The sequence below is a fragment of the Streptomyces sp. LS-MS-L19 genome (assembly GCF_058382285.1).
The window spans coordinates 8471651-8496757 of sequence record NZ_JBYCLL010000001.1 but is presented as its reverse complement, the minus strand read 5'-3'; the positions used below and the strand labels follow the sequence as shown (position 1 = coordinate 8496757).

General features: G+C 71.9%; 30 protein-coding genes. 18 read left to right on the top strand and 12 right to left on the bottom strand.

Annotated features, from left to right (window positions below):
* Nucleotides 1–44: 44 nt before the first annotated feature.
* The 8 genes from AC2XR2_RS37865 to AC2XR2_RS37830 all read left to right on the top strand — a co-directional run bounded on the left by AC2XR2_RS37865 (nt 45) and on the right by AC2XR2_RS37830 (nt 4177).
* Entirely contained in the window at nt 45–422 is a 378-nt protein-coding gene (locus tag AC2XR2_RS37865; RefSeq protein ID WP_491518568.1) for a DUF1622 domain-containing protein, read from the top strand.
* Nucleotides 419–649: a hypothetical protein gene (locus AC2XR2_RS37860; RefSeq protein WP_491517539.1), complete on the top strand. Its 231-nt coding sequence runs from the start codon at nt 419–421 to the stop codon at nt 647–649. The genes AC2XR2_RS37865 and AC2XR2_RS37860 overlap by 4 nt, the downstream gene beginning before the upstream one ends.
* 57 nt (nt 650–706) lie before the next feature.
* The gene (locus AC2XR2_RS37855) at nt 707–1111 is read left to right on the top strand and encodes a tautomerase family protein (RefSeq protein WP_491517538.1); all 405 of its coding nucleotides are present in this window, start codon (nt 707–709) and stop codon (nt 1109–1111) included.
* A gap of 50 nt (nt 1112–1161) precedes the next feature.
* Entirely contained in the window at nt 1162–1962 is an 801-nt protein-coding gene (locus AC2XR2_RS37850) for an alpha/beta hydrolase (protein ID WP_491517537.1), read from the top strand.
* 44 nt (nt 1963–2006) lie between these two features.
* A complete protein-coding gene (locus tag AC2XR2_RS37845) occupies nt 2007–2264 on the top strand; it encodes a WhiB family transcriptional regulator (RefSeq protein ID WP_381295746.1) in 258 nt (85 codons plus the stop codon).
* Nucleotides 2261–2743, top strand: a complete 483-nt coding sequence (locus AC2XR2_RS37840) for a Dps family protein (protein WP_491517536.1) — start codon at nt 2261–2263, stop codon at nt 2741–2743. The genes AC2XR2_RS37845 and AC2XR2_RS37840 overlap by 4 nt, the downstream gene beginning before the upstream one ends.
* 32 nt (nt 2744–2775) lie before the next feature.
* Nucleotides 2776–3108: a DUF3140 domain-containing protein gene (locus AC2XR2_RS37835; protein WP_491517535.1), complete on the top strand. Its 333-nt coding sequence runs from the start codon at nt 2776–2778 to the stop codon at nt 3106–3108.
* 274 nt (nt 3109–3382) lie between these two features.
* A complete protein-coding gene (locus tag AC2XR2_RS37830) occupies nt 3383–4177 on the top strand; it encodes an SAM-dependent methyltransferase (RefSeq protein WP_330263162.1) in 795 nt (264 codons plus the stop codon).
* Between the two features lie 29 nt (nt 4178–4206).
* On the opposite strand, the gene AC2XR2_RS37825 is transcribed toward AC2XR2_RS37830, so the two are convergent.
* The 8 genes from AC2XR2_RS37825 to AC2XR2_RS37790 form a co-directional block, all read right to left on the bottom strand.
* Nucleotides 4207–4896 carry an SDR family NAD(P)-dependent oxidoreductase gene (locus tag AC2XR2_RS37825; RefSeq protein ID WP_491517534.1) on the bottom strand — a complete coding sequence of 230 codons (690 nt, stop codon included), beginning with the start codon at nt 4894–4896 and terminating at the stop codon, nt 4207–4209.
* Nucleotides 4893–5765 (bottom strand): cupin domain-containing protein, encoded by an 873-nt coding sequence (locus tag AC2XR2_RS37820; RefSeq protein WP_491517533.1) that lies wholly within the window; start codon nt 5763–5765, stop codon nt 4893–4895. Before AC2XR2_RS37820 ends, AC2XR2_RS37825 begins: the two co-directional genes overlap by 4 nt.
* The gene (locus tag AC2XR2_RS37815; RefSeq protein WP_491517532.1) at nt 5762–7105 is read right to left on the bottom strand and encodes an amidohydrolase family protein; all 1344 of its coding nucleotides are present in this window, start codon (nt 7103–7105) and stop codon (nt 5762–5764) included. Before AC2XR2_RS37815 ends, AC2XR2_RS37820 begins: the two co-directional genes overlap by 4 nt.
* Before the next feature lie 37 nt (nt 7106–7142).
* Nucleotides 7143–8153 (bottom strand): alpha-ketoacid dehydrogenase subunit beta, encoded by a 1011-nt coding sequence (locus AC2XR2_RS37810; RefSeq protein WP_491517531.1) that lies wholly within the window; start codon nt 8151–8153, stop codon nt 7143–7145.
* A complete protein-coding gene (locus AC2XR2_RS37805) occupies nt 8141–9118 on the bottom strand; it encodes a thiamine pyrophosphate-dependent dehydrogenase E1 component subunit alpha (RefSeq protein ID WP_491517530.1) in 978 nt (325 codons plus the stop codon). The genes AC2XR2_RS37810 and AC2XR2_RS37805 overlap by 13 nt, the downstream gene beginning before the upstream one ends.
* A complete protein-coding gene (locus AC2XR2_RS37800; RefSeq protein ID WP_491517529.1) occupies nt 9105–10472 on the bottom strand; it encodes a M24 family metallopeptidase in 1368 nt (455 codons plus the stop codon). The genes AC2XR2_RS37805 and AC2XR2_RS37800 overlap by 14 nt, the downstream gene beginning before the upstream one ends.
* A 52-nt stretch (nt 10473–10524) precedes the next feature.
* A complete protein-coding gene (locus AC2XR2_RS37795; protein ID WP_381295728.1) occupies nt 10525–11187 on the bottom strand; it encodes a helix-turn-helix domain-containing protein in 663 nt (220 codons plus the stop codon).
* Between the two features lie 516 nt (nt 11188–11703).
* Nucleotides 11704–12849: a sensor histidine kinase gene (locus AC2XR2_RS37790; protein ID WP_381295726.1), complete on the bottom strand. Its 1146-nt coding sequence runs from the start codon at nt 12847–12849 to the stop codon at nt 11704–11706.
* Between the two features lie 193 nt (nt 12850–13042).
* Here AC2XR2_RS37790 and AC2XR2_RS37785 point away from each other — a divergent pair, with 193 nt between their 5' ends.
* The 4 genes from AC2XR2_RS37785 to AC2XR2_RS37770 all read left to right on the top strand — a co-directional run bounded on the left by AC2XR2_RS37785 (nt 13043) and on the right by AC2XR2_RS37770 (nt 17336).
* Complete coding sequence (locus AC2XR2_RS37785; protein WP_330263171.1) at nt 13043–13411, top strand: DUF4333 domain-containing protein; 369 nt, start codon at nt 13043–13045, stop codon at nt 13409–13411.
* Between the two features lie 19 nt (nt 13412–13430).
* On the top strand, nt 13431–14153 hold the full coding sequence (locus AC2XR2_RS37780) for an ABC transporter ATP-binding protein (protein WP_491517528.1): 723 nt from the start codon (nt 13431–13433) through the stop codon (nt 14151–14153).
* A 15-nt stretch (nt 14154–14168) separates the two neighbouring features.
* Nucleotides 14169–16157: an FtsX-like permease family protein gene (locus AC2XR2_RS37775; protein WP_491517527.1), complete on the top strand. Its 1989-nt coding sequence runs from the start codon at nt 14169–14171 to the stop codon at nt 16155–16157.
* 462 nt (nt 16158–16619) lie between these two features.
* A complete protein-coding gene (locus tag AC2XR2_RS37770; RefSeq protein ID WP_491517526.1) occupies nt 16620–17336 on the top strand; it encodes a response regulator in 717 nt (238 codons plus the stop codon).
* A 1-nt stretch (nt 17337) separates the two neighbouring features.
* On the opposite strand, the gene AC2XR2_RS37765 is transcribed toward AC2XR2_RS37770, so the two are convergent.
* Complete coding sequence (locus AC2XR2_RS37765) at nt 17338–17793, bottom strand: potassium channel family protein (protein WP_491517525.1); 456 nt, start codon at nt 17791–17793, stop codon at nt 17338–17340.
* 160 nt (nt 17794–17953) lie between these two features.
* Between AC2XR2_RS37765 and AC2XR2_RS37760 the strand changes: the two genes are divergently transcribed.
* From AC2XR2_RS37760 to AC2XR2_RS37745, 4 genes are read left to right on the top strand one after another with little or no spacing between them, the layout of a single operon-like run.
* A complete protein-coding gene (locus AC2XR2_RS37760; RefSeq protein ID WP_491517524.1) occupies nt 17954–18766 on the top strand; it encodes an SAM-dependent methyltransferase in 813 nt (270 codons plus the stop codon).
* 39 nt (nt 18767–18805) lie between these two features.
* The gene (locus AC2XR2_RS37755; RefSeq protein WP_491517523.1) at nt 18806–20209 is read left to right on the top strand and encodes a glutamine synthetase family protein; all 1404 of its coding nucleotides are present in this window, start codon (nt 18806–18808) and stop codon (nt 20207–20209) included.
* A 2-nt stretch (nt 20210–20211) separates the two neighbouring features.
* Entirely contained in the window at nt 20212–21396 is a 1185-nt protein-coding gene (locus AC2XR2_RS37750; RefSeq protein WP_491517522.1) for an amidohydrolase family protein, read from the top strand.
* Between the two features lie 33 nt (nt 21397–21429).
* The gene (locus tag AC2XR2_RS37745; protein ID WP_381295710.1) at nt 21430–21966 is read left to right on the top strand and encodes an NUDIX hydrolase family protein; all 537 of its coding nucleotides are present in this window, start codon (nt 21430–21432) and stop codon (nt 21964–21966) included.
* Between the two features lie 10 nt (nt 21967–21976).
* On the opposite strand, the gene AC2XR2_RS37740 is transcribed toward AC2XR2_RS37745, so the two are convergent.
* From AC2XR2_RS37740 to AC2XR2_RS37730, 3 genes are all read right to left on the bottom strand, one after another.
* Nucleotides 21977–22300: a DUF2218 domain-containing protein gene (locus tag AC2XR2_RS37740; RefSeq protein ID WP_491517521.1), complete on the bottom strand. Its 324-nt coding sequence runs from the start codon at nt 22298–22300 to the stop codon at nt 21977–21979.
* A gap of 109 nt (nt 22301–22409) precedes the next feature.
* Nucleotides 22410–23339 (bottom strand): carbohydrate kinase family protein, encoded by a 930-nt coding sequence (locus AC2XR2_RS37735; protein WP_381295706.1) that lies wholly within the window; start codon nt 23337–23339, stop codon nt 22410–22412.
* Nucleotides 23336–24013, bottom strand: a complete 678-nt coding sequence (locus tag AC2XR2_RS37730) for a class II aldolase/adducin family protein (protein ID WP_449350465.1) — start codon at nt 24011–24013, stop codon at nt 23336–23338. Before AC2XR2_RS37730 ends, AC2XR2_RS37735 begins: the two co-directional genes overlap by 4 nt.
* A 58-nt stretch (nt 24014–24071) precedes the next feature.
* Between AC2XR2_RS37730 and AC2XR2_RS37725 the strand changes: the two genes are divergently transcribed.
* Together AC2XR2_RS37725 and AC2XR2_RS37720 are read left to right on the top strand one after the other, a co-directional pair.
* Entirely contained in the window at nt 24072–24731 is a 660-nt protein-coding gene (locus tag AC2XR2_RS37725; RefSeq protein WP_381295702.1) for a TetR/AcrR family transcriptional regulator, read from the top strand.
* Between the two features lie 24 nt (nt 24732–24755).
* Nucleotides 24756–25043: a DUF1905 domain-containing protein gene (locus tag AC2XR2_RS37720; protein ID WP_381295700.1), complete on the top strand. Its 288-nt coding sequence runs from the start codon at nt 24756–24758 to the stop codon at nt 25041–25043.
* The last annotated feature ends 64 nt before the right edge of the window (nt 25044–25107 follow it).

The following is a 25107-nucleotide window of genomic DNA, read 5'->3' as shown; positions in this document are numbered from 1 at the left end:
GACAGCTGCTTCCGGAGTCGACGCTGCAGGACGTCGTCGACACGATGGTGCATCTGGTGGAGTTCGCCGGTGCGCTGGTCATTTTCGCCGGCGCGCTCTGGGCGTTCGTGCAGCTCCTGCGAGGGGCGGCACCGTGGGCGCGGTCGTCCAGGCAAGGTGCGCGGGAGCCACGACTGGAGTTCAACCGGATCCGGCTGTCCCTGGGGCGTTTCCTCACCCTGGGGCTCGAGTTCCAGTTGGCCGGGGACATCCTGCGGACGGCCATCGCGCCCACGTTCACGGAGATCGGGCAGCTCGCCGCGATCGCCGCCATCCGCACCGTCCTGAACTACTTCCTCGGCAAGGAGATCGAGAAGGAGCGCAGGGAGGTCGAGTGGATACCGGGTGACGGGCCCGCCACAAGGCAGGCGGCCCCGTCATGACGGCCGTACTGCACCGGACCGCCTTGCTGGTGACGCTGCTCGGTCTGCTCTCCGCCGCCTGCGTCGGCCTCCGGCTGCGCCGCGTCAAACCCACGGTCGCGGTGCTGACCGACTTCCTCCTGGCGGCGGGCCTGATCCGGCTCACCGCGGAACCGTCGTGGATGTCGTCGGCCATCGCGGCGGTGACGATCGCCGTCAGGAAGCTGGTCAACGCAGGGTTCCGGTGAACCACCGGTCACCACGGACAAGTCCCGTCACAACCCGACAACCAAGGAACGAGCACTATGCCTTTCGTACGAATCGACCTCATCCGCGGACGCCGTCCGGAGGACATCCGGGCCATCGCCGACGCGGCCCACCGCTCGATCGTGGACGTGCTGGCCATCCCGGAACGGGACCGCTTCCAGGTCATCACCGAGCACGACGCCGACCACGTCATCGCCCTCGACGCCGGGCTCGGATTCGAACGGAGCGACCGGCTGGTGATGATCCAGATCTTCACCCAGTCGGGACGCACCACCGAGGTCAAGCAACAGCTCTTCGCGGCCGTCGCCGAGCGGCTCGAACCCCTCGGCGTCGCCGGCGAGGACGTCTTCGTCAGCATCTTCGAGAACGGCCCGCAGGACTGGTCGTTCGGCTTCGGCCGCGCCCAGTACATCGAGGGCGACCTGGCCGTCCCCGGCCGCTGAGGGGATCATCAGCACCGCTGGTATCGACCCCCACCCCAGTTGGAGACGACATGCCCGAGCACGTCCTCACCGGAACCCACGGCCCCCTCACCGTCCGCGAGTGGCCCCACGACCGGCCCCGGTACACGGCCCTGCTCGTGCACGGCTACGGCGAGCACATCGGCCGGTACGAGGAGCTCGCCGGAGTCCTCGGGGCGCACGGTGCGGCCGTCTTCGGGCCTGATCACAGGGGGCACGGGAAGTCGTCCGGCGAGCGGGTCCTGATCGAGGACTTCGAGGACGTGACCACGGACGTGCACGCGGTGGCCGACCTGGTCCGGGGCGCCCACCCCGGCGTACCGCTCGTCATGGTCGGCCATTCCATGGGCGGTCTGATCGCCGCACGCTTCGCCCAGCGCTACGGCGACGAGCTCGCCGCACTCGTCCTGTCGGGGCCGGTGATCGGCGCGTGGGAGCTGCCGGGGGCGCTGCTCGCCCTGGACGAGATCCCCGACACTCCGATCAGTCCGGCCTCGCTCTCCCGCGACCCCGCGGTGGGCGCCGCGTACACCGCGGATCCCCTCGTCTGGCACGGGCCGATGAAGCGGCCGACGGTGGAGGCGTTCGCGCGCACCCTGGAGACCGTGTCCCAGGGCGGCGGCCTCGGCCCGCTCCCGCTGCTGTGGCTGCACGGCGACGACGACCGGCTGGTCCCGCTCGCCGGGAGCCGGGTCGGCGTCGAGGAGATCAAGGGCGAGAGGTTCACCGAGCGGATCTACGCCGGCGCCCGGCACGAGGTGTTCCACGAGACGAACAAGGCGCGTGTCTTCGCGGACGTGACGGACTTCGTCGACGACGTGCTCACACGCTGAGACAACGCTGTTTGCACGAGTACGCCCGGGGCACCCGCGCCCCCATGGAGTGGTTGCGTCGAGCGGCCTGTGTGGGAGAGGACCCCGAGCTGTTCTTCCCCGTGGGCACACAAGGCCCGGCCCTGCGGGACACCGCGGCGGCCAAGCGCGTGTGTGCCCGCTGCCCGGTCACCGCCGAGTGCCTCGATCTGGCGCTCAGCAGCGGACAGACCTCGGGCGTGTGGGGCGGAACCTGCGAACAGGAACGCGACGAGCTGCTCCGTGCCGGCATCGACCGTGCCAGAAGGAGGAGCACCGTATGACTGTCATGAAGAGCACGCTTCCCGAAGACGCCCGCCAGGTCACCGGAGACGCGTTGCAGAGCACGCTGGTGGATCTCGTCGGGCTCTCCCTGATCGGGAAGCAGGCCCACTGGAACCTGGTGGGGCCGCGCTTCCGTTCCATCCACCTCCAGCTCGACGAGGTGGTCACCGCCGCCCGCGATTTCTCCGACACGGTCGCGGAGCGCGCCGCCGCGCTCGGCCTGCCGCCGGACGGCCGTCCCGAGACCATCGCGTCCGCGTTCACGCTGCCCGGCCCGAAGGACGGCTGGGTGCGGGACACCGAGGTCGTCGGGGTCATGGTCGAGTCCCTGGAGGCGGCCGTCACACGGCTGCGGGAGCGCATCGAGGCCACCGAGAAGGCGGACCCGGTCACCCAGGACCTGCTGATCGCCATCACGGCGGAGCTGGAGAAGCAGCGCTGGATGTTCGACGCGGAGAACTGGCCGAAGGACAGCTGACGGCGCACGTACTCACACGGAAGGGGCACCCGATGACCGACGCCCTCGAACTCGACGCGCTGTGGGAGGACTTCCACCGCGCGGTGAACATGATCTCGCAGGAACTCGCCGCCTGGCTGCGGGTGAGCGACGCCGACGAGTCCGCGGAACCGCTGCCGGAGCACGCAGGCGAGCCGACGGGGCAGCATGTCCTGGCGATCCTCCAGAAGCGGCGGACGGACCTGACCGACGAGGACATCGAGGTCATGTACGAGGTCGTGGACACCGTCGAGGCGGAGGCCGACGTGGAGAACGAGCCCGGGGCCGAGGAGAGCCTGCGCAGGCACCGGCTGATGTCCGTGGGGCACGACCCGCTGAAGCCGTGACGCGGCCGCGGGCGTCGTAACACCTGCGCACGCTGCGGCAGCAGGGCCGTGCACGCCGCGACCATCTTGCGCGTCGTAGCCGTGCGCGTCGTACGGGAACTCCCGTCGGCGCGCACGGACGCGTGTGCGCCCCTGAACGCGATCTCCAACCGACCGTCCTGACAGCCGCGTTGGCGCTGTCGGGGGTTGGCGTCGACATGGCCGAAGACAGCCCCCGGCGGTCCGACGGTCGTGGCACACTGCTCGCACATCTTGTCGAGCAGAGGAGTTTTGTGTGACCGGGACCGAGTCGGCCGGCCGGCGGATCGACACGAGCAGGCCGCATCCGGCCCGGGTGTACGACTGGTTCCTCGGCGGGAAGGACAACTACCCCGTCGACGAGGAGCTCGGACGGCAGATCACCGCGCAGGGCGACGCCCCCCGGCAGGCGCGCGCCAACCGCCGGTTCATGGAGCGGGCCACGCGGGTCGTCGTACGGGAGGCGGGGGTTCGGCAGTTCCTCGACATCGGCTCCGGCATCCCCACCGAGCCCAACCTCCACCAGATCGCCCAGTCCGCCGTACCGGACGCGCGGATCGTGTACGTCGACAACGACCCGATCGTCCTGGCCCACGCGGCCGCCCTGCTGCACGGCACCCCGGAGGGGGCGACGCACTACCTCCAGGCCGACGCGCGCGAGCCGGAGCGCATTCTCCAAGGGGCCTCGGCCGTCCTCGACTTCGACCAGCCCGTCGCGCTGTCGCTGATCGCGCTGCTGCACTTCGTCTCCGACGCGGACGGCGCCCAGGAGCTGGTGGCCACGCTGGTCGACGCGCTGGCGCCGGGCAGTTGTCTGGTGCTGTCGGCGATGACCGCGGACTTCGATCCGGAGAACGTCAACGCGGGCATCGCGGCTTACACGGCGAAGGGGGTGACCCTCGTGGCCCGTTCGCACGACGAAGTGAGCCGTCTCTTCAAGGGACTTGAGGTGCTGGAGCCGGGGATCGTGTCGCTGTCGCGGTGGCGTCCGGACGAGCGGGAGGACGGAGAGCTCGTGTCGCTGTACGGGGCGGTCGGCATCAAGCGCTGAGCTCCTGCTCCTCCCTGTCCCCGGGGCTCTCACCCCAGCAGCCATCCCCCGTCCACGCTCAACTCCACCGCGTTCACCGAGCCGTTGCGCAGCAGGAAGTCCACGGCGTCCACCACGTCGGCCATCGTGGCGAGCCGGCCGGTCGGCGTCCTGGCCCGCAGGCCCGCCAGCACCTCCTCCGGTTTGGCCCGCCAGTGGGGGCTGTCGCCGACGACCCCGGGGTGGATCGCGTTGACCCGGACGGGAGCGAGTTCGACGGCGAGGGTGTGCGTCAGCCCGCTCACCCCGGCGTTGACGGTGGCCACGGTCGTCGCGCCCGGGTAGGGCCGCTCCTTGGCCTGGCCGCCGAACAGCACGATGGCGCTGTCGTCGTGGAGACGTGACCGCAGGGCGTGCACGACCGCGGTGTAGCCGACGAGCTTGAGCGTGACGAGATGGACCGCCGCGTCGATGTCGTAGTCGGAGACCCGGTTCTCGTCGCGGGAGATGCCCGCGATCACCAGATGGTCGACGGCCCCCACGTCACGCAGTGCGTCGGTGATCCCTTTCGGTCGCGCGAGGTCCAGGGCGAGCCCGCGGGCGCCGATCTCCTTGGCGACGGTTTCGGTGCGGTGGGCGTCCCGCCCGGTGATCACCACCTCGTCGCCACGGTTCGCCCGCGCCCGGGCGAACTCCCGCCCGATGCCGGAGGTTCCGCCGATCACGACCACGCTGCTCATCGGGGTGACTCCCTCAGATAGTCCCAGTCCCGCGTGAAGCGGTACGAGTGCCGGGAGGGCGGCTGCGGCGCCTGGGTCTCCAGCCAACGCAGCGGCCCGTCACCGGCGTTGGCGAAGCCGTGCACACAACCGGCCCCCGCCCAGGCGCAGTCGCCGGGCCCGAGCCGGTAACGGACACCGTCGAACACCGCGTCGGCCTCCCCTTCGAGGAACAGATAGGTCTCCTCGAAGGGGTGGTCGTGCGTGCCCGCGACGCCGTCGGGCGCGTACTGCACCATGAACATCGTCGAGGCGACCGCGCCGAGGTCGCCGTCGACCATCATCTTCACGGTGATGCCGCTGTAGACGAGCAGCGCGGTCCGCATGCTCGCCGACACCGCGAGCAGGTCCTGCGACTGCTTCCCGGGGTCCATCTGCGCGGGCTCGAAGTGCCCGAAGGACCGGGTGCGCGGATCGCGGACATCGATCCGGACGGGGTCACGTGCGGGCCACGGCGAGACCGGCTGGGTGTCGTACCCGTACCGGGCCCGCGGTACCGGCGCGAGCATGTCCGCCCAGCGGGCGACGCCGTCCCCGGCTCCGCGCCAGGCGTGCGGGACACCGGTCGGGAGGAGGCCGTAGTCGCCCTCCTCCAGCAGGTACGACCCCTCCGGCACATCCAGGATCACGGTCCCGTCGAGGACGTGGAAGCTCTCCTCGTACGAGTGCACATGGGCCGCGACGCCCCCGTCGGGGCGCAGCTCGCACACCCCGAAACCGGTGTGCGAGCTGCCGTCGCCCTCGCCGACCAACTCCCGCCGCCGGTAGCCGTGTTCGTCGTACGACGGCTCCGGTACGTCGGCGGCGCGGCGCACCAGGTGCAGCGTCACGCCTTGGCCTCCTTCGCGGCGAGCAGCCGGTCGCGGGACTCCTCGACCAGGCGCCGGGCCCGGGTCACGTCGGCTGTCAGCCTGCCGTCGCGCTTGCGGACCACGCCGTCGACGATGACGGTCTCCACGTTGGACACGTCGGCGCTCAGCGCCACCGCGGCGGCCGCGTCGTGAACGGGGGCCACGTTCAGGGCGGTCGCGTCGATCGCGACGACGTCGGCGCGCTTGCCGGGGGTGAGGGAGCCGGTGCGGTCCTCGAGGCCCGCCACGTGGGCGCCGTTGCGGGTGGCGATCTCCAGCATCTGACGTGCCGTCAACATCGTGTCGGGGACCGGGACATCGGCCTGCCAGCTGTCCGCGTTGACGCGGGCGCGCTCGGCTCCGAAGGCCGCGCGGATCTGGGTGAACATGTCGCCGGGCACGGTGGTGACGACGTCGATGCTGAGCGAGGGGCGCAGGCCGTGCTCGATGGCCTTCATCACCGGCGGCCAGCCGTGCCCCATCTGCGTCTCGACCTGCGGCGCGATGGAGACCGTACCGCCGCTGTCGGCGACCAGCCGCCACTCCTCCTCGCTGAAGTAGCAGCAGTGGATGTAGGTGGTGTCGGGGCCGAGCAGGCCGAGGTCGTGGAGCTGTTTGACCATGCCGAAGCGGCCGGCCAGGCGTCCCATGGCCACGTGGACGGTGATGGGGATGTCGAGTTCGCGGGCGAGGGCCCATTCGGCGGTGACGACGTCGTTGACGCAGAAGCCGGGGCCGCGGGTGGCGAGGGCCATCGTCAACAGGCCGTCGGAGGCGAAGTACTCGGTGCGGATCCGGCGTACATCGTCGCCCGGGATCGCGATCTTGCTCTCGAACCAGTAGTCGGCGAGGGAGGTGTTGGCGCTGCCGTACGCGTACTGGGCGCGGATGCCTGTCTCCGCGAGGGCCCGGATCGCCGCGTCCGGGTGCTCGGGCGTGTTGTTGATGTGGGACCAGTCGACGAGCGTGGTGATGCCGGCGTTGAGGCATTCCAGGGCGCCCGCGAGGTTGGCCGCGTACACGTCCTCGGGGGTGTAGAGGGGGGCGAAGGTGTCGAGGATGTCGACGAAGTAGTCGTCGAGGGTGGCGTCGGGCGCCACGTTCCGGATCGAGGCCTCCCAGGTGTGGCGGTGGGTGTCGACGAAGCCGGGGAGCACGATCCGGCCGGTCATGTCGAGGACTTCGGCGTCGGCGCTGATCTCGCGGTCGACGGCCGCGATCCGCCCGTCCTCGATGAGGACGTCACCCGTCGGGAGGTCCCCGATGTCGGGATCCATCGAGAGCACGTGTCCGGCACGAAGGAGTGTCCGTTGGGTCATCGCGCTTCCTCCTCAGGGGTGTTCGGTACGCGGCTGTTCAGTACGCGGCCAGGCTCCTGACGGCCGCCATGACCTTGTCTACGGTGGGGATGACCTGTTCCTCCAGCACGTCCGCGAAGGGCAGCGGCACGCACTCCCCGGCGACCCGGCGCACCGGCGCGTCCAGCAGTCCGAAGCCCTCGTCGGCGACGACGGAGACGACGGTCGCGCCCCAGCCGCCCTGGTACGGGTTCTCCTCGACGACGACCAGCCGGGAGGTCCGGCCGAGCGAGGCGAGGACGGTGGCCATGTCGAGCGGCACGAGCGTGCGCAGGTCGACGACTTCGACGTCGATGTCCTCCTGGGCGAGCTGCTCAGCGGCCTTCAGCGCGACGGGCACCATGGAGGCGAGCGCCACGAGTGTCACGTCCGCGCCCTCGCGCACGACGGCCGCACGGCCCAGCTCGACGACGTGATCCGGCTCGGGGGGTGCTCCCTTGCTCGCCAGCAGCCCCTTGTGCTCGAAGAACACGACCGGGTCGTCGCTGCGGATCGCCGCCGCCATCATGCCGATCACGTCGGCGGGAGTCGAAGGCGCGGCGATCTTCAGCCCGGGGACGGTCAGGGCCCAGTTCTCCGTGGCCTGCGAGTGCTGGGCGCCGAAACCGAGCCCGCCGCCGTTGGCGGTGCGCACGACGAGGGGCACGGTGACCTGACCGCCCGTCATGTAACGCACCTTGGGTATCTCGTTGGCGAGGTAGTCCCAACAACAGGCCAAAAAGTCCGAGAACATGATCTCCGCGACGGGCCGCAGCCCGGTCATCGCGGCACCCATCGCCGCGCCCACGATGGCCTGTTCGGAGATCGGCGTGTCCCACACCCGCTCGGGCCCGAACTCCTTGTGCAGACCGACGGTCGTCTTGAACACCCCGCCGGCCGCGCCGATGTCCTCGCCCAGGCAGACGACCGACGGATCGCGCCGCATCTCCCGCGCGATGCCCTCGGCGACGGCGTCCCGGTAGCTGATCTGCCGCGCGGCGGCTTCCCGCACCTCGGTCACGTCCGCCATGCCGCACCTCCGTCGGCCCACACGTCGGTGAACGCCTCCCGCGGATCCGGTGCCGGGGCGTTCCTCGCCGCGTCGATCGCCTGCCGTACGACCGCCTGAACGCGCTCGTCGGCCGCGGTGACCGTCTCCTCGGGGACCCCGGCCTCGACGAGCCGGCCCCGCGCGATGTCCAACGGGTCGTGCTTGAGCCAGCGTTCGACCTCCTCGGCCGGGCGGTAGGTCGCCGGGTCGGTCCTGCTGTGCCCGAAGTGACGGTAGGTCTCGGCCTCCAGTACGGCGGGCCCGTCTCCGGCCCGGGCCCGCCCCGCCAGCCGTGCCACCGCCTCCTGGACCGAGACGACGTCGTTGCCGTCGACGACCTCGCCGGGGATTCCGTACGCGGGCGCCCGGTCGGCGGCCGGCCGGGCCACCGCCGTGACGTCGGCGATCGGCGTGTACTCCATGTACAGGTTGTTCTCGCAGACGAACAGCACCGGCAGCTTCCATACGGCGGCCAGGTTCAGGGCCTCGTGGAAGGCGCCGATGTTGGTGGCGCCGTCCCCGAAGAAGGCGACCGCGAGCTGTCCGGTCCCGCGGAGTTTCGCCGACCAGGCGGCGCCGACCGCCATCGGGAGGTGGGCGCCGACGATGGCGTAGGAGCCGAGCATGAACGCGTCGGCCTTGGTGAGGTGCATCGAGCCGCCCTTGGCCCGGCACAACCCCGTGGCCCGCTGCATGAGTTCGGCGAGGCACTCCTCAGGGGTGGCACCCCGGGCCATGGCGTGGTGGTGGCCGCGGTAGGTGGCGAAGACGTAGTCGTCGTCGCGCAGGGCGGCGCTCGCGCCGACGGCGATCGCCTCGTGGCCTGCGGCGAGATGGGTGGTGCCCTTGACGAGGCCCTGGAGGAACAGGTCGTGGGCGGCCTTCTCGGTGCGGCGGATGAGGGCCATCTGCTCGTAGCGGGCGAGGAGTTCAGCGGTGTCCATCGCCGGCCCCGGTGTTCGGTGGGTGTCCGTTCGCGGTCCGGGTGTTCAGGTGGGACTGCGCCTCCCGGGCGGTGTTGAGCTCGCCGCCCACCGTCCAGTACTTGCGGCCCGCCACCAGCAGTTCCTCGGCGGGGAACTTGGTGATGACCTCACAGCCGTCGGCGGTGACGACCAGCTCCTCCTCGATCCGCGCTGCGGACCAGCCGTCGGCGGCGGGCCAGTAGGTCTCCAGGGCGAACACCATGCCCTCTTCGAGGACTTCGGGGTGGTCGAGGGAGACCAGGCGGCTGAAGATGGGCTTCTCCCAGATCGACAGGCCCACCCCGTGCCCGTACTGGAGGGCGAACGCTGCGGTCTCGTCGGCGAAGCCGAACTCCTCCGCCCGGGGCCAGACCTGGACGATGTCGGCGGTGGTGGCGCCGGGCCGGACGAGCGCGATGGCCTGGTCCATGTACTCCCGGCAGCGGACGTACGCGTCCCGTTGTGCGCGGGAGGCACTGCCGACGGCGAAGGTTCGGTAGTAGCAGGTGCGGTAGCCGAGGTGGCTGTGCAGGATGTCGAAGAACGCGGGGTCGCCGGGGCGGATCAGACGGTCGCTGTAGACGTGCGGATGGGGTGAACAGCGCTCCCCCGAGATCGCGTTGACCCCTTCGACGTACTCGCTGCCGAGGTCGTACAGCACCTTGCTGACCAGCCCGACGCACTCGTTCTCGCGGACTCCGGGGCGCAGGTGGGAGTAGAGCTCCTCGTAGGCCGCGTCGACCATCGCGCAGGCCTGGGCGAGCAGGGAGATCTCGTCGCCGGTCTTGATGCGGCGGGCCTCCAGGAAGACCTGCTGGCCGTCGACCACGTCGATGCCCTCGGCGCGCAGGGCGGCGAGCACGGGCATCTCGGCGACGTCGATGCCGAGGGGTTCGCCGGCCAGGCCGTGTGTACGGAGTTCGGCGGCGATCTTCGCGGCTACGTCCTCGGCGATCCCGGCGTCCGGGTGGAAGGCGCCGCGCAGGGTGGAGATGCCGGCGCGGGCTCCGGTGGGCGGGCCGCCCTTGCCGTCGCTGTAGTCGAGCCACGGGTTGTAGAGCTGGTGGTGACGGGCCGCGGAGCCGAAGTCCCAGACGACCGGTTCGCCGCCGCGGACCAGCAGGGCGAAGCGGATCAGCTTGTCCATCGCCCAGGTGCCGATGTGCGTGGCGGTCATGTAGCGGATGTTGGCGAAGTCGAAGCTGAGCACGGCGCCCAGTTCGGAACGGTTCAGCGTGTCGTGGAGCCGGGCCAGGCGCTGTGTGCGCAGCCGGTCCAGGTCGACGCGCTCTTCCCAGTCGACGGCATTGGGGCCGTAAGTGCGGATCGCCATCGCGACCACCCCCACCTTCGAGTCAACGACCGTCCACGGGGAGTGTCAAGTGTCACTGAACACTTTGGCTCGACACGAACCAGACGCCCACGGCCGGCTCGTCGCCGTCGTTGCGGTAGCGGTGCGGGGTCGCCGACTCGAAGCAGACCGCGTCGCCGGGGCGCAGGATCTGCTCGTCGAAGCCGAGGGTGAGGACGAGCTCGCCGGAGGTGAGATAGCCGTACTCGGTGCCGGTGTGCCGCATCAGGCCGCCCGAGCCGGAGGAGGAGCCGCCGGGCCGGTAGGTGACGAGCAGGAAGTCGACGTCGGTACCGGGGACGTGCCCGAGCCGCTCCCACACCACGCCGGAGTCCAGCTCCAGCACCTCCCGCTCACCGGGGGTGACCAGGGGACCCAGGCGCCGGGCGGGGTCGGCCGCGAAGGCCGCCAGCGCGTGCACGGCGGCGGCCGGGTGCACCGCGGCGGCGGTCTCCCGCCCTTCTGAGAGCGACTCGACGGAGAAGAGCGACTCGACGGAGATGCCGAGGGCCGTGGTGATGGCGTACAGGGTGCTCACCGACGGCTGGCTCTTGCCGGTCTCTATCTGCGAGACCAGGCTCGCCGAGACTCCGACCTCACGGGCCAGGGCACGCAGCCCCAGACCACGCTCCAGCCGCGCCTGCCGGATGCGGGCGCCGACGGACGGCACGGGGGCGGAGGCGGAGGCGGGGGACACGGCGGGCTCCTCTCATGTTCAGCCCCATTGAACAACCGGTCGCATGATCCGGGAAAGACCACGGGTGGGGCCGGGGCGGGGGGTGGGGTCACGGGGAGGGTGGGGGCCGCCGCCGGGTGGGACCGTCGGGGTCTCCGTTTCCGTTTCCGTTCGCCGGTGGCGGGTCGGGGCGGTGGTGTGAGGCTCTGGCACGTTCGGCTGGGGTACCGGGGTCGGGCGGGTTCGGCCTGGAGCACCGGGACCGGGCGGGTCAGCCTGGAACACCGAGACCGGACGGGTCAGCCTGAACACCAGGACCGGGCGGGTCAGCCTGGAACACCGGCTCTCGGCACGAATCGGCGCTGCCACCGGCATGCTTGGCCCTGCCACCGCGCCCAGCACGCTCGGGCCTGCCGCCGGCACCGGGCAAGGTCGACCGCGTCACCGGCACCGGCACCGGCACCGGCACTTCGGCCCTGCCACCGCCCCCCAGCACACTCGGCCTGCCACCGGCACCCAGCCCCCCTCTCCGCCACCTCACCCAGGAAACACCGCCCGCACCTCCCACCCGTCCCCGGCCCGTGGCCCCGCGTGCAGTTCGCCGCCCAGTGCCGTCACCCGTTCCTTCAGGCCGACCAGCCCGAAGCCGCCCCCGTGCGCCGCCGCCGGCAACTGGCTGCCGCCGCGGCCGTCGTCGGACACGGAGACCTCCAGTCGGGACCGCTCGTACCGCAGTGCGACGGTGACCTGGGTGGCGTCGCCCGCGTGCCGCCGTACGTTGGTCAGCGCCTCCTGCACGACCCGGAAGGCCGCCGCCTGGATCTCGTGCGGGAGGTCCTCGGGAACCGCGGGTGCGCGGTGCAGCGCGGCTCTCTGGACGGGGGTGGCGAAGCCGTCGACGAGACCGGCGATGCCCGCGAGGTCACCCACCGGGCGGCGGTCGGCCGCGTCGTCGGTGTCGCGGAGCACGCCGACCGTGCGGCGCATCGACGCGAGCGCCTCGGTCGCGGCGCGCTCGATGCCGGCGAGGACGGGGTCGAGTTCGTCGGGGCCGGTGTCCGTCATCATGCGGGCCACCTGCGTCTGCACCAGGATCCCGGTGACGTGGTGGGCGACGAAGTCGTGCAGGTCCGCGGCGATGGCGAGGCGTTCGGCGCGCCGCGTCTCGCTGACGGCGACGGTCCGCCGGTAGTCCTGCGAGCGCAGATACGCGGCGAACGCCACCGTGAGGCCCACCAGGAGGAGCCCGATGAACATGAACCCGAGCATGGTCTCCTGCTCGCCCGCATAGGGCCGCGCCGGAAGCGCCAGCACGGCGCTCCCGTCCAGCACGGCGCAGGCCACGACCCACTTGCGCGGACAGTGCCGAACGGCGACGAAGAGCAGGCACAGCAGGATCGCCAGCTCGGCCGGGCCGAACAGGACGCCGGAGCGGACCACGGAGTCCACCGTGCATGCCAGGGAAGCGAGGGCGGGCACGGCGGTGCGCAGTTGAGGGGTGAGCCACCTGGGGTGCCGGGCGGCGGGCCACAGGACGGCGGCGCCACCGAGCAGCAGCGTGGCGGCCATCGGCCAGGAGGGACCGTCACCCTCGTTCGAGTAGGCCACGTCGACGAAGGCGGCCGCGAACAGGCCGCCGACACCGGCGCCACCCGCGCAGCCCCGGGCAGATACGGACTTCATGCCGATCACCGTATGCGCGACGGCCTTCCGCGGGATCGGCCGAACGGTCGAGGCGCCGTCCGGCCGGGTCCGCGGACCCTGGCCGTTCGGCCGAGGCGGGCTCCCGCGTCGAGGGGCGAGAGTGGAGTCAGTCGCCCTGCCGGGCTTCCTCCACCCCCGGCAGCACTCCCTCACCTTTCTTCAGGAGCACGTGATGCAACGCAAGACCCTCGTCAGCGCCGTCGGCGGAGTGGCCGGCGCGGCCGTCGTCTTCGGGCTCGGCACCTATTTCCTCTCCGGCACCGAGTCGAACACGCGGCTGAGCGAGGACACCACGGTGTCGGTGGGCGGCCACCGGGCCCTCGCGGCGAACATCGTCGCGGGCCGCACCCAGAGCAAGTACCACCCCCTGCCGTGGGTGGGCGTGAAGCTCACCGAGGTGTCCTGCCCCAGCGGGCTCAAGGCCGTCGCCGGCGCGACCCTCACCTGTACCGGCAAGAAGAGCGGCGGCGGGACCGTGGAGATACCGGTCACCGTGGTCAAGGCCTCGGACAGGTCCGTCACCTGGAAGTTCGACCGCTAGCAGAGGACCGCCTCACATCATGAACACCGTCCTGGCCGGCTACGGCCTCGTCAAGAAGTACGGCTCCGCCACCGCGCTCGCCGGGGTGGACGTCGAGGTCGGCGAGCGCGACTCGCTGGCGATCATGGGTCCCTCGGGTTCCGGCAAGTCCACTCTGCTGCACACCCTCGCGGGGATCGTGCGCCCGGACGGCGGCGAGGTGCTGCTGAGAGGCGAGCGCGGCGCGGGCGGGAGCCGCCCGACCGAGGGCCTGGACCGTATCGACCAGCTCGGCGAGAACAGACTCAGCGCACTGCGCCGCAAGCGCTTCGGATTCGTCTTCCAGTCCGGACAGCTGCTCCCGGAGCTGCCCGCCGAGGAGAATGTCGCTCTGCCGCTGATGCTGGAGGGTGTGCCGCGCAGGCAGGCCGTCGAGCGGGCCCGGCGCTGGTTCGCTCCGCTGGGCCTCGACGGTCTCGCGCGCCGCAGGCCCGGTCAGCTCTCCGGCGGTCAGGCCCAGCGCGTGGCGATCGCCCGCGCCCTGGCCGTGGAACCGGACGTGGTCTTCGCGGACGAGCCGACGGGCGCTCTGGACCAGGCCACCAGCACGGAGGTGGTGCGGCTGCTGACGTCCGTCACCCGCGAGCAGGGCGCAGCCCTGGTGATGGTCACCCATGACGCGGACGTCGCCGCCCACTGCGACCGCGTCCTGCACGTCCGCGACGGCCGTATCAGCGGCCACAGCCAGTACACGGTCGCCTGAGCGGCAGGAGATGCCATGCGTTCCCCCGTCCTGTCCCTGACCTGGCACCTGGTCCGTTCCTCGGGCCGTCGCGGTCTCCAGAGCCGGCTGCTCGCGGCCGCCGCGGCCGCCGTCGGCGCGTTCGTCCTGCTGGTGATGGTCGCCGCCGCCCTCGGTTCCGGCACCCGCGCCGACCGCACCGCGTGGCGCACCCCCGAGCCCGCGAGACACGCCACCGCGATCCAGGCACTCGCGACGACATATGTACGCCATGAGCCGGTCTCGGTGGTCTCCCTCGCCCAGCTCCCCGGACGCCCCGGGACCCCCGCGCCGCCCGGTCTCGCCTCCTTCCCGAAGCGGGGCGAGGTGTACGTCTCCCCCGCCCTGGCCGCGCTGCTGCACCAACTGCCCGCGGACCAGCTCGCCGACCGCTTCCCGAAGGTGTCGTCGTACGGCACGATCGGTGCCGCCGGTCTGGCATCGCCGGACGAACTGGTGGCCGTCGTCGGACGCGCTCCGACCGACCCCGCGGTGTCCAAGGCGGCGGAAGGGTCCACAGTGGCCGACATCGGCCTGGCCGGGCGTGCCGGGATCACCGGGTTCCACGGCACCCAAGCGAACCTGTTCACCTCCTACGACCGGCAGACCGCACTGCTGGGTGTGGCGCTGCTCGTGATGCCGGTGGTGGTCCTCGCCGCGGCCTCCGGACGGCTCGGCGCGGCCCGGCGCGAGCAGCAGCTGGCCGCCCTGCGGCTCGCCGGGGCTACCCCGCGGCAGGTCGTCGGGATGACCGCGCTGGAGAGCGCGGCACTCGGCGCGGCCGGGGCCCTGGCGGGCGCGGGGCTGTACGTGGCCCTGCTGCCTCTGCTCGCCGAGGTGCCGTACGGCGTGGGCGGCTGGTATGTCAGCCAGTTGTGGGTCGGGCTGCCGTGGCTGGTGGCGGTCGTGGCGGTGGTCACCGGGCTCATCACGGTCAGCGCGGTGTCGATGCTGCGTCAGGTCGCGGTCTCGCCCCTCGGGGTGGCCCAGCAGTCCGCCCCGCGCCGGACCCGGATCATTCGGCTCGTGCTGTTCGTGGCGGTGCTGCTCTACCTCTGGGGTTCTACCGGCGGCGGTCAGTTGTCGACCCGTCGGGTGATCGGTCTGCTGCTGACGTTCTACGGCGCGTTCTGGCTGTTCGGGCCGTGGGTGGTCGACCGGCTCGGCCGTCTGGTGAGCCGCTTCGCCCGCCGTCCGGCGACCCTGCTGGCGGGCCGCCGTCTCAGCGACGACCCGCGGGGGGCGTGGCGCACGGTCAGCGGTCTCGTCCTGGCCGGGTTCGCGGCGGGGTTCTTCGCCGTCAGCATGGTCGGCATGGACGGCTCCGCGCACCGCGGCCAGGTCGCGGTGGCAGGCGGCCAGGTCTCCGAAGTCCGTACGCTTCTGCGCGACGCGGGCATCAGGGCGACCGTCCGCGCGGTGGGCGAGGACGACTGGGACGGACTGTTGCCCGGGACACCGGGCGTTGTGGCCCACATGTCCGGAGGCGGGCAGGCCGAGCTCGACAGGGCCGTCACCGCGCTGGCCCCGGCCAACCCGGCCCGTCCGCCCATCACGCAGGACTATGTGACGGCGAGCGACCGCACGGCCGTGGGCCGCTTCGCCGAGGTCAGCACGGCGACGCTGGCCCTGAGCTTTCTCGTCGCCACGACCTCCGCCGGCCTCACCGCCGCCGCGGGGGTCCTGGACCGGCGTCGGGTCTACGGCCTCCTCCGGCTCGCCGGCACCCCCCTGAAGGTGCTGGACCGAGCCCGGGTCCGCGAGACGGTGATCCCCCTGGTCGCCCTGGCCGGCGGCACGACCGCGATCGGGGTCTACGCCTCCTACCGCCTCAACAAGCTCCTCGGCGCGTCGATCAACGCGACGGGCGCACTGGAGCTGGCCGCGTGCGTGGCCGTGGGAGCGCTGGCGATGTTCGCGGCGATAGGTGGCAGCCGCCCGCTACTGCGGAGGGTGACGGAGGACGCGGCGAGAAGCGCGGACTGACGGGGCGACCGAGACGCACTGCTAGGCACCGGGCCCCTTTGAGACCGGCGCGGCGGCTGGGGCACGCGGCAGCCCCTCAAGACCGGCACCGAGTCCGACCGTCACCCTCCGGCCGGACTCGGTGCCCCATCCGCACTCGCACACCCGCACTCCCGCTTCAGCACCCTCCCCATCCGCACTCCCCCCTCAGCACCCCCTGCCGCCCGCGCCCCTCCCCTCCGCACCCCCTGCCGCCCGCGCCCCTCCCCTCCGCACCCCCTGCCGCCCGCGCCCCTCCCCTCCGCACCCCGCCCATGCCACACCCGCCTCCGACCACCCCGCCCCGACCTCCACCGCTCACCGCCCCACCCACCGCTGACCACTCAGCGCCCCACCCACCGCTCACTGCTCACCGCTCAGCACCCCACCCACCGTTCACGGCTCACCACCCCTCCCCCCAACCCCCTGAGGCATGATCGACCCATGACGAGTCCCACCCCGCCGGCCGCGCCCATCCGCGTGCTGATCGCCGATGACCAGGAGATGGTGCGTTCGGGATTCCGTTTCTTCCTGGACGCGCAGCCCGACATGACCGTGGTGGCGGAGGCCGCGGACGGGGAGACGGCGGTGCGGCTGGCTCGGGAGCTGCGGCCCGATGTGTGTCTGCTGGACATCCGGATGCCGAAGCTGGACGGTCTGGAGGCGACCCGGTTGCTCGCAGGACCCGGTGTCGCCGACCCCCTGCGGGTGGTCGTGGTCACCACCTTCGACCTGGACGAGTACGTGTACGGCGCACTGCGCGGCGGGGCCTGCGGGTTCCTGTTGAAGGACTCGGGACCGACGCTCCTCGCGGAGGCGGTCCGCGCCGCCGCGGCCGGGGATTCACTGGTCTCGCCCTCCGTCACCGTCCGCCTGCTCCGGCATGTCACAGAAGGCTCGACGGCCATGGCGGCGGCGCCCGAGCCGGTCGCCGAGGCTCGCCCCGCGTCCGCCACCGAGCCGCTGACCGATCGTGAGCTCGACGTGGTCCGTCTGGTGGCCCTCGGCCGTACGAACGCCGAGATCGCCGCGGAACTGTACGTCTCCCTGTCCACGGTCAAGACCCACCTCTCCAGCATCCAGCTCAAGCTCGCCGCACGGAACCGCGTGGAGATCGCCGCCTGGGCCTGGCAGCACGGTCACGCCCGGCCGGCGACCTGAGTCACCGCTTCTTCCTGGCCGGCTCCAGCAGTTCCTCCAGCCGGTCGAATCGCTCGTGCAGGGCGTGCAGGGTCTCCGCGCCGACCTGGTGGAGCCCGTGCCGCCGCTTCTGCTCCCGCGCCACGAACCAGGTCGCGAGGGCCGCGGTGACCATGCCGTACGTCGTGATGCCGACGACCATGACGACCGTGCCGACGACCCGGCCCCACCAGGTCACCGGGAAGAAGTCGCCGTATCCGACGGTGGTCGCCGTCTCGACCGACCACCACAGGGCCTTGGGGTAGGAGGTCAGATTGGCGCCCCTCGCCCCGTCCTCGGCGGCGAGCACCGCCCAGGAACCGAGCAGCATCACGACGAGCAGGACGGCCGTCGCACCGCCCGCCGCCTTCAGATGGAGCGAGCGTCCGTCCCGGCCGAGCAGCAACTCGACCGCCCTGGTGAGGAATCCGGGCAGCATGCGCACTCCTCGCGCCAAGGGGTCCGTACCCGGCCAGTGTCGCCGCCGAAAGATTCGCGGGCATCTCGGACGGGGCGTTCAGGTCGCGGTTTCCGGGACAAGCTGATCATCGGGCGGCACAATGGCGGCAACGGCCGCAGGCACGAGAAGGAGCACTGTCGTGAGCGAGAGCCACACCCCGTCGGGCGTATCGGCGAGGCTGAACACAGGTGTGGCGCACAACGCGCGCGTGTGGAACTACTGGATCGGCGGCAAGGACAACTACGAGGTCGACCAGCGGGTCGGTGACCATGTCGCCGGGATGTTCCCGATCATCCGGGAGATCGCCCGCGCGGACCGCTGGTTCCTGGGCCGCTCGGTGCGCTTCCTCGCCGAGGAGCAGGGCATCCGGCAGTTCCTCGACATCGGCACCGGACTGCCCACGGTGGACAACACCCACCAGATCGCGCAGCGCGTCGCGCCCGACGCGCGGATCGTCTACGTCGACAACGACCCGATTGTGCTCGTCCACGCCCGCACCCTGCTGACCAGCACCCCCGAGGGCGTCACCGACTACATCGACGCCGATGTCCACGACCCGGCCGCCATCCTCGAACGCGCCTCCCAGACGCTGGACTTCAGCAAGCCGGTCGCGGTGATGATGCTCGGCATCCTCAACTTCGTCCTGGACACCGACGAGGCGCGCAGGATCGCGCGGGAGGTCATGACCGCGATGCCCGCGGGCAGCCATCTCGCCCTGACCCACCCCACGTTCGACGCGGACCTGGGCGGCGAGGGCCAGATCCCGGCCATGAAGTTCTGGAACGAGAACGCCACTCCGCCGATCACCGCCCGCAGCGGCGAGGACATCGCCACCTTCTTCGAGGGACTCGACCTGCTCGAACCGGGTCTCGTCTCCTGTTCGCAGTGGCGTGCCGAGTCGGACTCCCCGGCCGTGGTACCGCAGTTCGGCGCAGTGGCCGTGAAACCCTGACGCGGGACCTGATCCAGCCGAGCCCGTCGTGGAGGACGTATGACCACCCTTGCCGATCCCGTCCCCGGCGGCCGTCCCGGTGACGTGGAGCGGGCCACCGCACTGGGCGACGAGCTGTTCAAGAAGGGTGTGCACGGCGTGGTCCTGGCCTACGTCGACACCGCGGGCATCTGCCGGGTGAAGACGGTCCCGACGGCCAAGCTGCCCTCCGCGGCGGCCTGGGGCGTGGGCATGTCGCCGGTGTTCGACACCTTCCTGGCCAACGACTCCATCGTCACCACCGACACCCTGGGCTCCCCCGACGGCGATCTGCGCCTGTACCCCGACCTCGACCGGCTGGTGGCGCTGGCGGGGCAGCCCGGCTGGGCCTGGGCACCGGTCGACCGGATCACGCAGGAGGGCGAGCCGCATCCGGGCTGTTCCCGCACGGTGCTGCGGCGGATCGTCTCCGAGGCGGCCGAGCGGTACGGAATCACCTTCAAGGCGGGCGTCGAGATCGAGTGGGCGGTGGGCCAGGGCCCGGTGGCCGACGGCGAGTTCGTCCCCGCCGCGTGGGGACCGGCGTACGGCGGCGTCCGGCAGGTCGAGCTCGGTGACTACACGGCCGACCTGCTGGCGGCCTGCGCCGAGCAGGGCATCGAGGTCGAGCAGCTGCATCCCGAGTACGCGGCGGGGCAGTTCGAGATCTCGACGAGTGCGCTGGACCCGGTGGCGGCGGCCGATGTCAGTGTGCTCGTGCGGCAGACGATCCGGGCGGTGGCCCAGCGGCACGGGCTCGTCGTCTCCTTCTCTCCGGCGGTCTTCGCGGAGGGGGTGGGCAACGGCGGCCATCTCCACCTCTCCGTCTGGCGCGACGGCGTGAACCTCCACTCCGGCGGCAAGGGCCGGTACGGCGTGACCGCGGACGCGGAGTCGTTCATCGCGGGTGTGCTCGCCCATCTGCACGCGCTCACGGCCCTGACCGCGCCGAGCCCGGCCAGCTATCTGCGCCTCAAACCCTCCCAGTGGGCCGGGGTGTTCAGCGTCTGGGGCCGGGAGACCCGGGAGGCGGCCGTCCGGATCGTCACCGGCACGGCGGGACTGACCGACCGGTCCGCGAACATGGAGCTGAAGCCGGTCGACCTGGCCGCCAACCCGTATCTCGCCTTCACCGGCCTGATCGCCGCCGGACTCGACGGGCTGACCTCGGCCATGCCCCTGCCCCGGGAGATCACCGGCGATCCGGCCCTGCTCCCCGCCGACCAGGCCGCCGCGGCGGGCGTACGCCGGCTGCCGACCTCGCTCTCCCAGGCGGTGCGGGCGTTCCGCGCCGACGAGAAGCTGCGGGCCGCGCTGGGCCCGGCCCTCGCCGACGCCGTGGTCGCGGTGCGGTTCGGGGAGAGCGATGCCGTGGCCGAGCTGGACGACGAGCAGATCGCGGCGGCGTACCGCTGGAAGTACTGACCATGAGCGGACCTCCCCCGCGGCCGGGTACGGGCGCGCACCCCGTCCACGAGGCCCTCGCCGGCGCCCGTCTCGTGGACCACCACTGCCACGGGGTCGTCACCGACGCACTCGACCGCCCGGGCTTCGAGTCGCTGCTCACCGAGGGTGCGGCCTGGCCCGGGATCTCGCCCTTCGACAGCCCTGTCGGCGTGGCGGTCCGCCGCCACTGCGCGCCCGTCCTCGACCTGCCGCGCCACGCGCCGCCGGAGGACTACCTGGCCCGGCGCGCGGAGCTCGGCCCGCGCGAGGTCAACCGCCGCTTCCTCACCGCTGCGGGCACGGACGTCTTCTGCGTGGACACCGGGTATCTGCCGGAACGTCTCAGCACCCCGGCCCAGCTGGCCGAGGCGGCGGGCGGTACGGCGTACGAGGTCGTCCGGCTGGAGAGCGTCGCCGAGGCCGTGGCGGCGCGGGGAGTGCGGCCGCGGGCATACGCCGACGCGTTCCGCGCGGCGGCTCTGGAGGCGGTGGGGCGGCCGGGCGTGGTGGCGGTGAAGTCGGTCGCCGCCTACCGCACCGGCTTCGACCTGGACCCGGCCCGTCCCACCGACCAGGAGGTCGCCCGTGCCGCCGCCGACTGGCTGGCCCGCGGTGGCCGGCTGGCCGATCCGGTGCTCGTACGGCATCTGCTGTGGACCGCCGTGGACCTGGGGTTGCCGCTCCAGCTGCACACCGGGTTCGGTGACAGCGACATCCGGATGCACCGTGTCGACCCGACCCACCTCACGGACTGGCTGCACCTGACCGCGGGCACCATCCCGGTCCTGCTGCTGCACTGCTGGCCGTATCAGCGGCAGGCCGCCTACCTGGCCGCGGTGTTCGAGCAGGTGTACCTGGACGTGGGCCTCACGCTCCACCACGTCGGCCCGGCGCGGGCGCGGGCGATCCTGGCGGAGGCGCTGGAGATCACCCCGTTCCGCAAGCTGCTGTACAGCTCGGACGCGTACGGAGTGGCCGAATTCCATCTGCTCGGCGCGCTGTCCTTCCGCCACGGCCTGGCCGCTCTGCTCCAGGAGCGGGTGGACGCCGACGAGCTGAGCCTGCCGGACGCGTTGCGCATCGCGGCTTGGACGAGCGGGGACAACGCCCGCCGCCTCTACGGACTTCCTGCCCCGGCCCCCGTCCCACCAGACGGGCGCGACTGAGCGCCCGCCGTCCCCGGAAAGTATGATCTAGCAATGTCTGACTTGACCGAAACCACGCCCGGCTGGCTGAGCGCCGACGATCTCGAGCAGGCGCGCGCCCGGATGCCCATCCTGTACGTCGAGGCCGTGCCCGTGCGCGTCGACGACAGCGGCGAAGTCACCAGCGTCGGCCTGCTGCTGCGCATCGGACCCGACGGGACGGTCAGCCGGACTCTGGTCTCCGGCCGCGTTCTGCACCACGAGCGGGTCCGGGACGCCTTGCTGCGCCATCTGGAGAAGGACCTGGGACCGGTGGCCCTGCCCCGGATCCCCTCCTCGCTCCAGCCGTTCACGGTGGCGGAGTACTTCCCCACCCAGGGGATCACCCCGTACCACGACCCGCGCCAGCACGCGGTGTCCCTCGCCTACGTGGTCCCGGTCAGCGGTGACTGCCGGCCCCGCCAGGACGCCCTGGACCTGGTGTGGTTCAGCCCCCAGGAGGCCCTGTCACCGGCGGTGGAGAGCGAGATGCCCGGTGGTCACGGGGTGCTGCTCAAGCAGGCGCTGGCCCACGTGGGCTGCGTGATCTGAGGCACCCCGGTCAGTCGGTCTCCTTGCGCTGGGTGGTACCGGGCGCGCCGCCGTCCCGCGTCCACTCGACGACGAGTTTGCTGCCGAAGCGGACCAGGTGGCTGCCGACGGCGGTCTCCAGGAGATCGAGGTTCTCGGACTCCGTCTCCAGGGTCAGCAGCAGCGTGCCCTCGGCCGCGGTGAGGGAGCCCTTGCCTCCGTTAGGGAAGAGCAGGGTGCCCTCACCGCTGTCCTCGTCCCAGTTGGTCTGAAGCCGACGGCCCATGTGTGCGGCGAGCTGCTTGGCGTAGCGGTGCGGGCGGTCGGTGGCGACGCGGGCTTCGGAGCGGGGCACGGGTACTCCCAGGAGTGCGGGTGGCGCGGTACGAACTCGATGGTGCCGCAACACCGATCGCCCCGCACCCATTCCGCACCCCTCGCACACCGCAACGTATGTGTGCGCCCTACGCGCGGGTCTTGCTCGTCATGGAGAACTCGTCGGCCTCCGCCAGGTCGAACTCCCCGTGGTCGCTGCCCAGTCCCTGTGCGACCAGTGCGGCCGCCGCGCTGCCCAGGATCGCGGCCTCGCGGGGCGTACGGCCCAGGCTCGTCCCGCGCAGGAAGCCCGCCGAGAACGCGTCGCCGCAGCCGGTGGTGTCGACGACCTCGACGTCGAAGGCGGGGACGGTCTCGGTGCCGTCGGCGGTGACCAGGAGGGCGCCTTCGCCGCCGCGGGTGACCGCGACCAGGCCGACCCCGCCGGCCAGGAACTTCCTCGCGCCGGTCACGAGGTCGTCCTCCTCGCTGAAGCCGAGGACCTGGTCGTCGTTCGGGAGCAGGAAGTCGACGTACGGGAGCAGCGGTTCGATCTGGTCGAAGGTGCCGAGGAAGCCCGGGGCGAGGAGGTCCACCGAGGTGACGACGCCGTGGTCCTTGGCGTGCGCCAGGATGCGGGCGCCGACGTCGGCGCCGATCAGTTCGGGGCCGCCGAGGTGCAGGTGGCTCGCTTCGGCGACCGCGTCCCAGGGGACGTCGTCGAGGCCGTAGGTGATGTTGGCGCCGAGCAGGTGGAGCGAGGGGCGGTCGCCGTTGGGGCGGATCGGCAGGACGCTCGCGGAGGTGGAGGTGTCCCGGCGCCGCACCAGCAGCTCGGTGTCGATGCCCGCCGTGCGCAGCAGCTGGACCAGCAGGTCGCCCGTGGGGTCGGTGCCGATCGCGCCGGCCGTGCGGACCGAGGCGCCCAGCTTGGCGAGGGTGAGGGCGGTGCCGGCGGCGGTACCGGCGGCGGTCATGCGGATGTCCTCGACGAGGGTCGCGCCCTGCCCCTCGGGTATCTCCTCGACCGGCCGGACCAGTACGTCCAGTACGTGCACACCCATGGTGACGACGTTCATCGCTTCCCCTCCTGTGCGGATTGCGTGGTGCCGTAGTTGCGGGCGAGGGCGGCCTCGATCACCGCGATCTGCTGCTGTTCGTCGAGGGCGCGCGGCTTCCCGAGAGCGGCCGCGTGCTGGTACACACCGCAGGCCCATTCGAGGAGCAGTGCGTGCTCGACGGCCTTGTCGAGGGTCGGGGCGTGGGTGACCGCGCCGTGGTTGGCCATCAGCGCCGCGCCCCGCCCCTCCAGCGCGGTGAGGACCGACTCGGCGAGTTCCGGGGTGCCGAAGGTGGCGTAGGGCGCGACCCGGACGGTGCCGCCGAGCGCGAGCAACTGGTAGTGGATGCAGGGCAGTTCGTCGAGGACGAGGGAGAGCGCGGTGGCCATCGGGGCGTGGGTGTGGACGACCGCGGTGGTGCCGTAGCGGCGGTAGACACCGAGGTGGAGGTCGAGCTCCGAGGTCGGCAGCAGGCTTCCGGCCACGATCTCGCCGTCGAGGTCCACGACGGTCACCTGGTCCGGGGTGAGCTCGGCGAGGACGGCTCCGGTGGCGGTGATGGCGACCCGGTCCTGGACGCGCACGCTGACGTTGCCCGCCGTACCGATGAGCAGGCCCTCGGCCCCCAGACGGCGGCAGGCGTCCGCCACGGCGGCCCGCTCCTCGCTCAGCACCGGGCTTGAGTCGGTCATGCGCGCGACGCTAACCTAAACGTGAAACAAAGTCACGTTCAGGTTTGGAGGTTGGTACGTGAGCGAGGCCGGCGCGGACTCCGACTCGGCCGCATGGATCGCCTCCCTGCGCCGCACGCCCCAACAGGCCCGCAGCCGGGCCCGGTTGGCCAGGGTGCTGGACGCAGCCGAGCGCATCCTGGTCGAGGAGGGCGTCGAGGCGCTCACCACGACCCGGATCGCGTCCGAGGCCCGGGTGTCGGTCGGCTCCCTGTACCAGTACCTGCCCGACCGCGGCGCGATCATCGAGGCGCTGGCGGCCGGCTACTTCGCGAAGCTGGAAGCGGCGATGGACGCGCTCGTGGTGGCCGCGGGCGCCGAGCACTGGGAGGACCCGGTCGGTGTCCTCATCGACGCGTACGCGGAGATCTACCGCAGCGAACACGGCTTCCGCGCCCTGTGGTTCGGCAGCGGGCTGACCGAGCGGACCCGGGCCGCGGACCGTGAGCACAAGCGCCGGATGGCCGACGGGATCCGCCGGATCCTGCTCGCCCTGCGGCTCGCCGAGGACGACGACACCCTCGCCCGTGTCTGCCACGCGGCCGTCCTCGCCGCCGACGCCCTCGCGCAGGAGGCGTTCCGCCGGGACGTGAAGGGGGACGCGGCGCTGCTGGAGGAGGCGAAGATCCTGCTGCGGGGTTATCTCACGGACATCGCGGCGCGGTACAACGTCTCCTGACGTCTTCGAACGGACGGGGGACCCATGCGGCTCACCTTCACCGGCCGGGTGCTCGAATGGCGCGGCCCGGCGCCGTACTACTTCGTCCCGGTGCCCGAGCAGGAGTCGGCCGACATCGGCGAGGTGGCCAGGACGGCCACGTACGGCTGGGGTGTGGTCCCGGTCGAGGCCCGCATCGGCGACATCACCTTCACGACGTCGCTCTTCCCGAAGGACGGCGGCTATCTCCTGCCGCTCAAGAACGCCGTGCGCAAGCCGGAGGGACTGACGGCGGGCGACGACGTGCGCGTGGAGCTGACGGTCCGCGTCTGACCTGGGCGGGTGATCACCGGCGGACGTATCGTTCAGCCGTGACCGACACCGAGCCCCTGCGGCT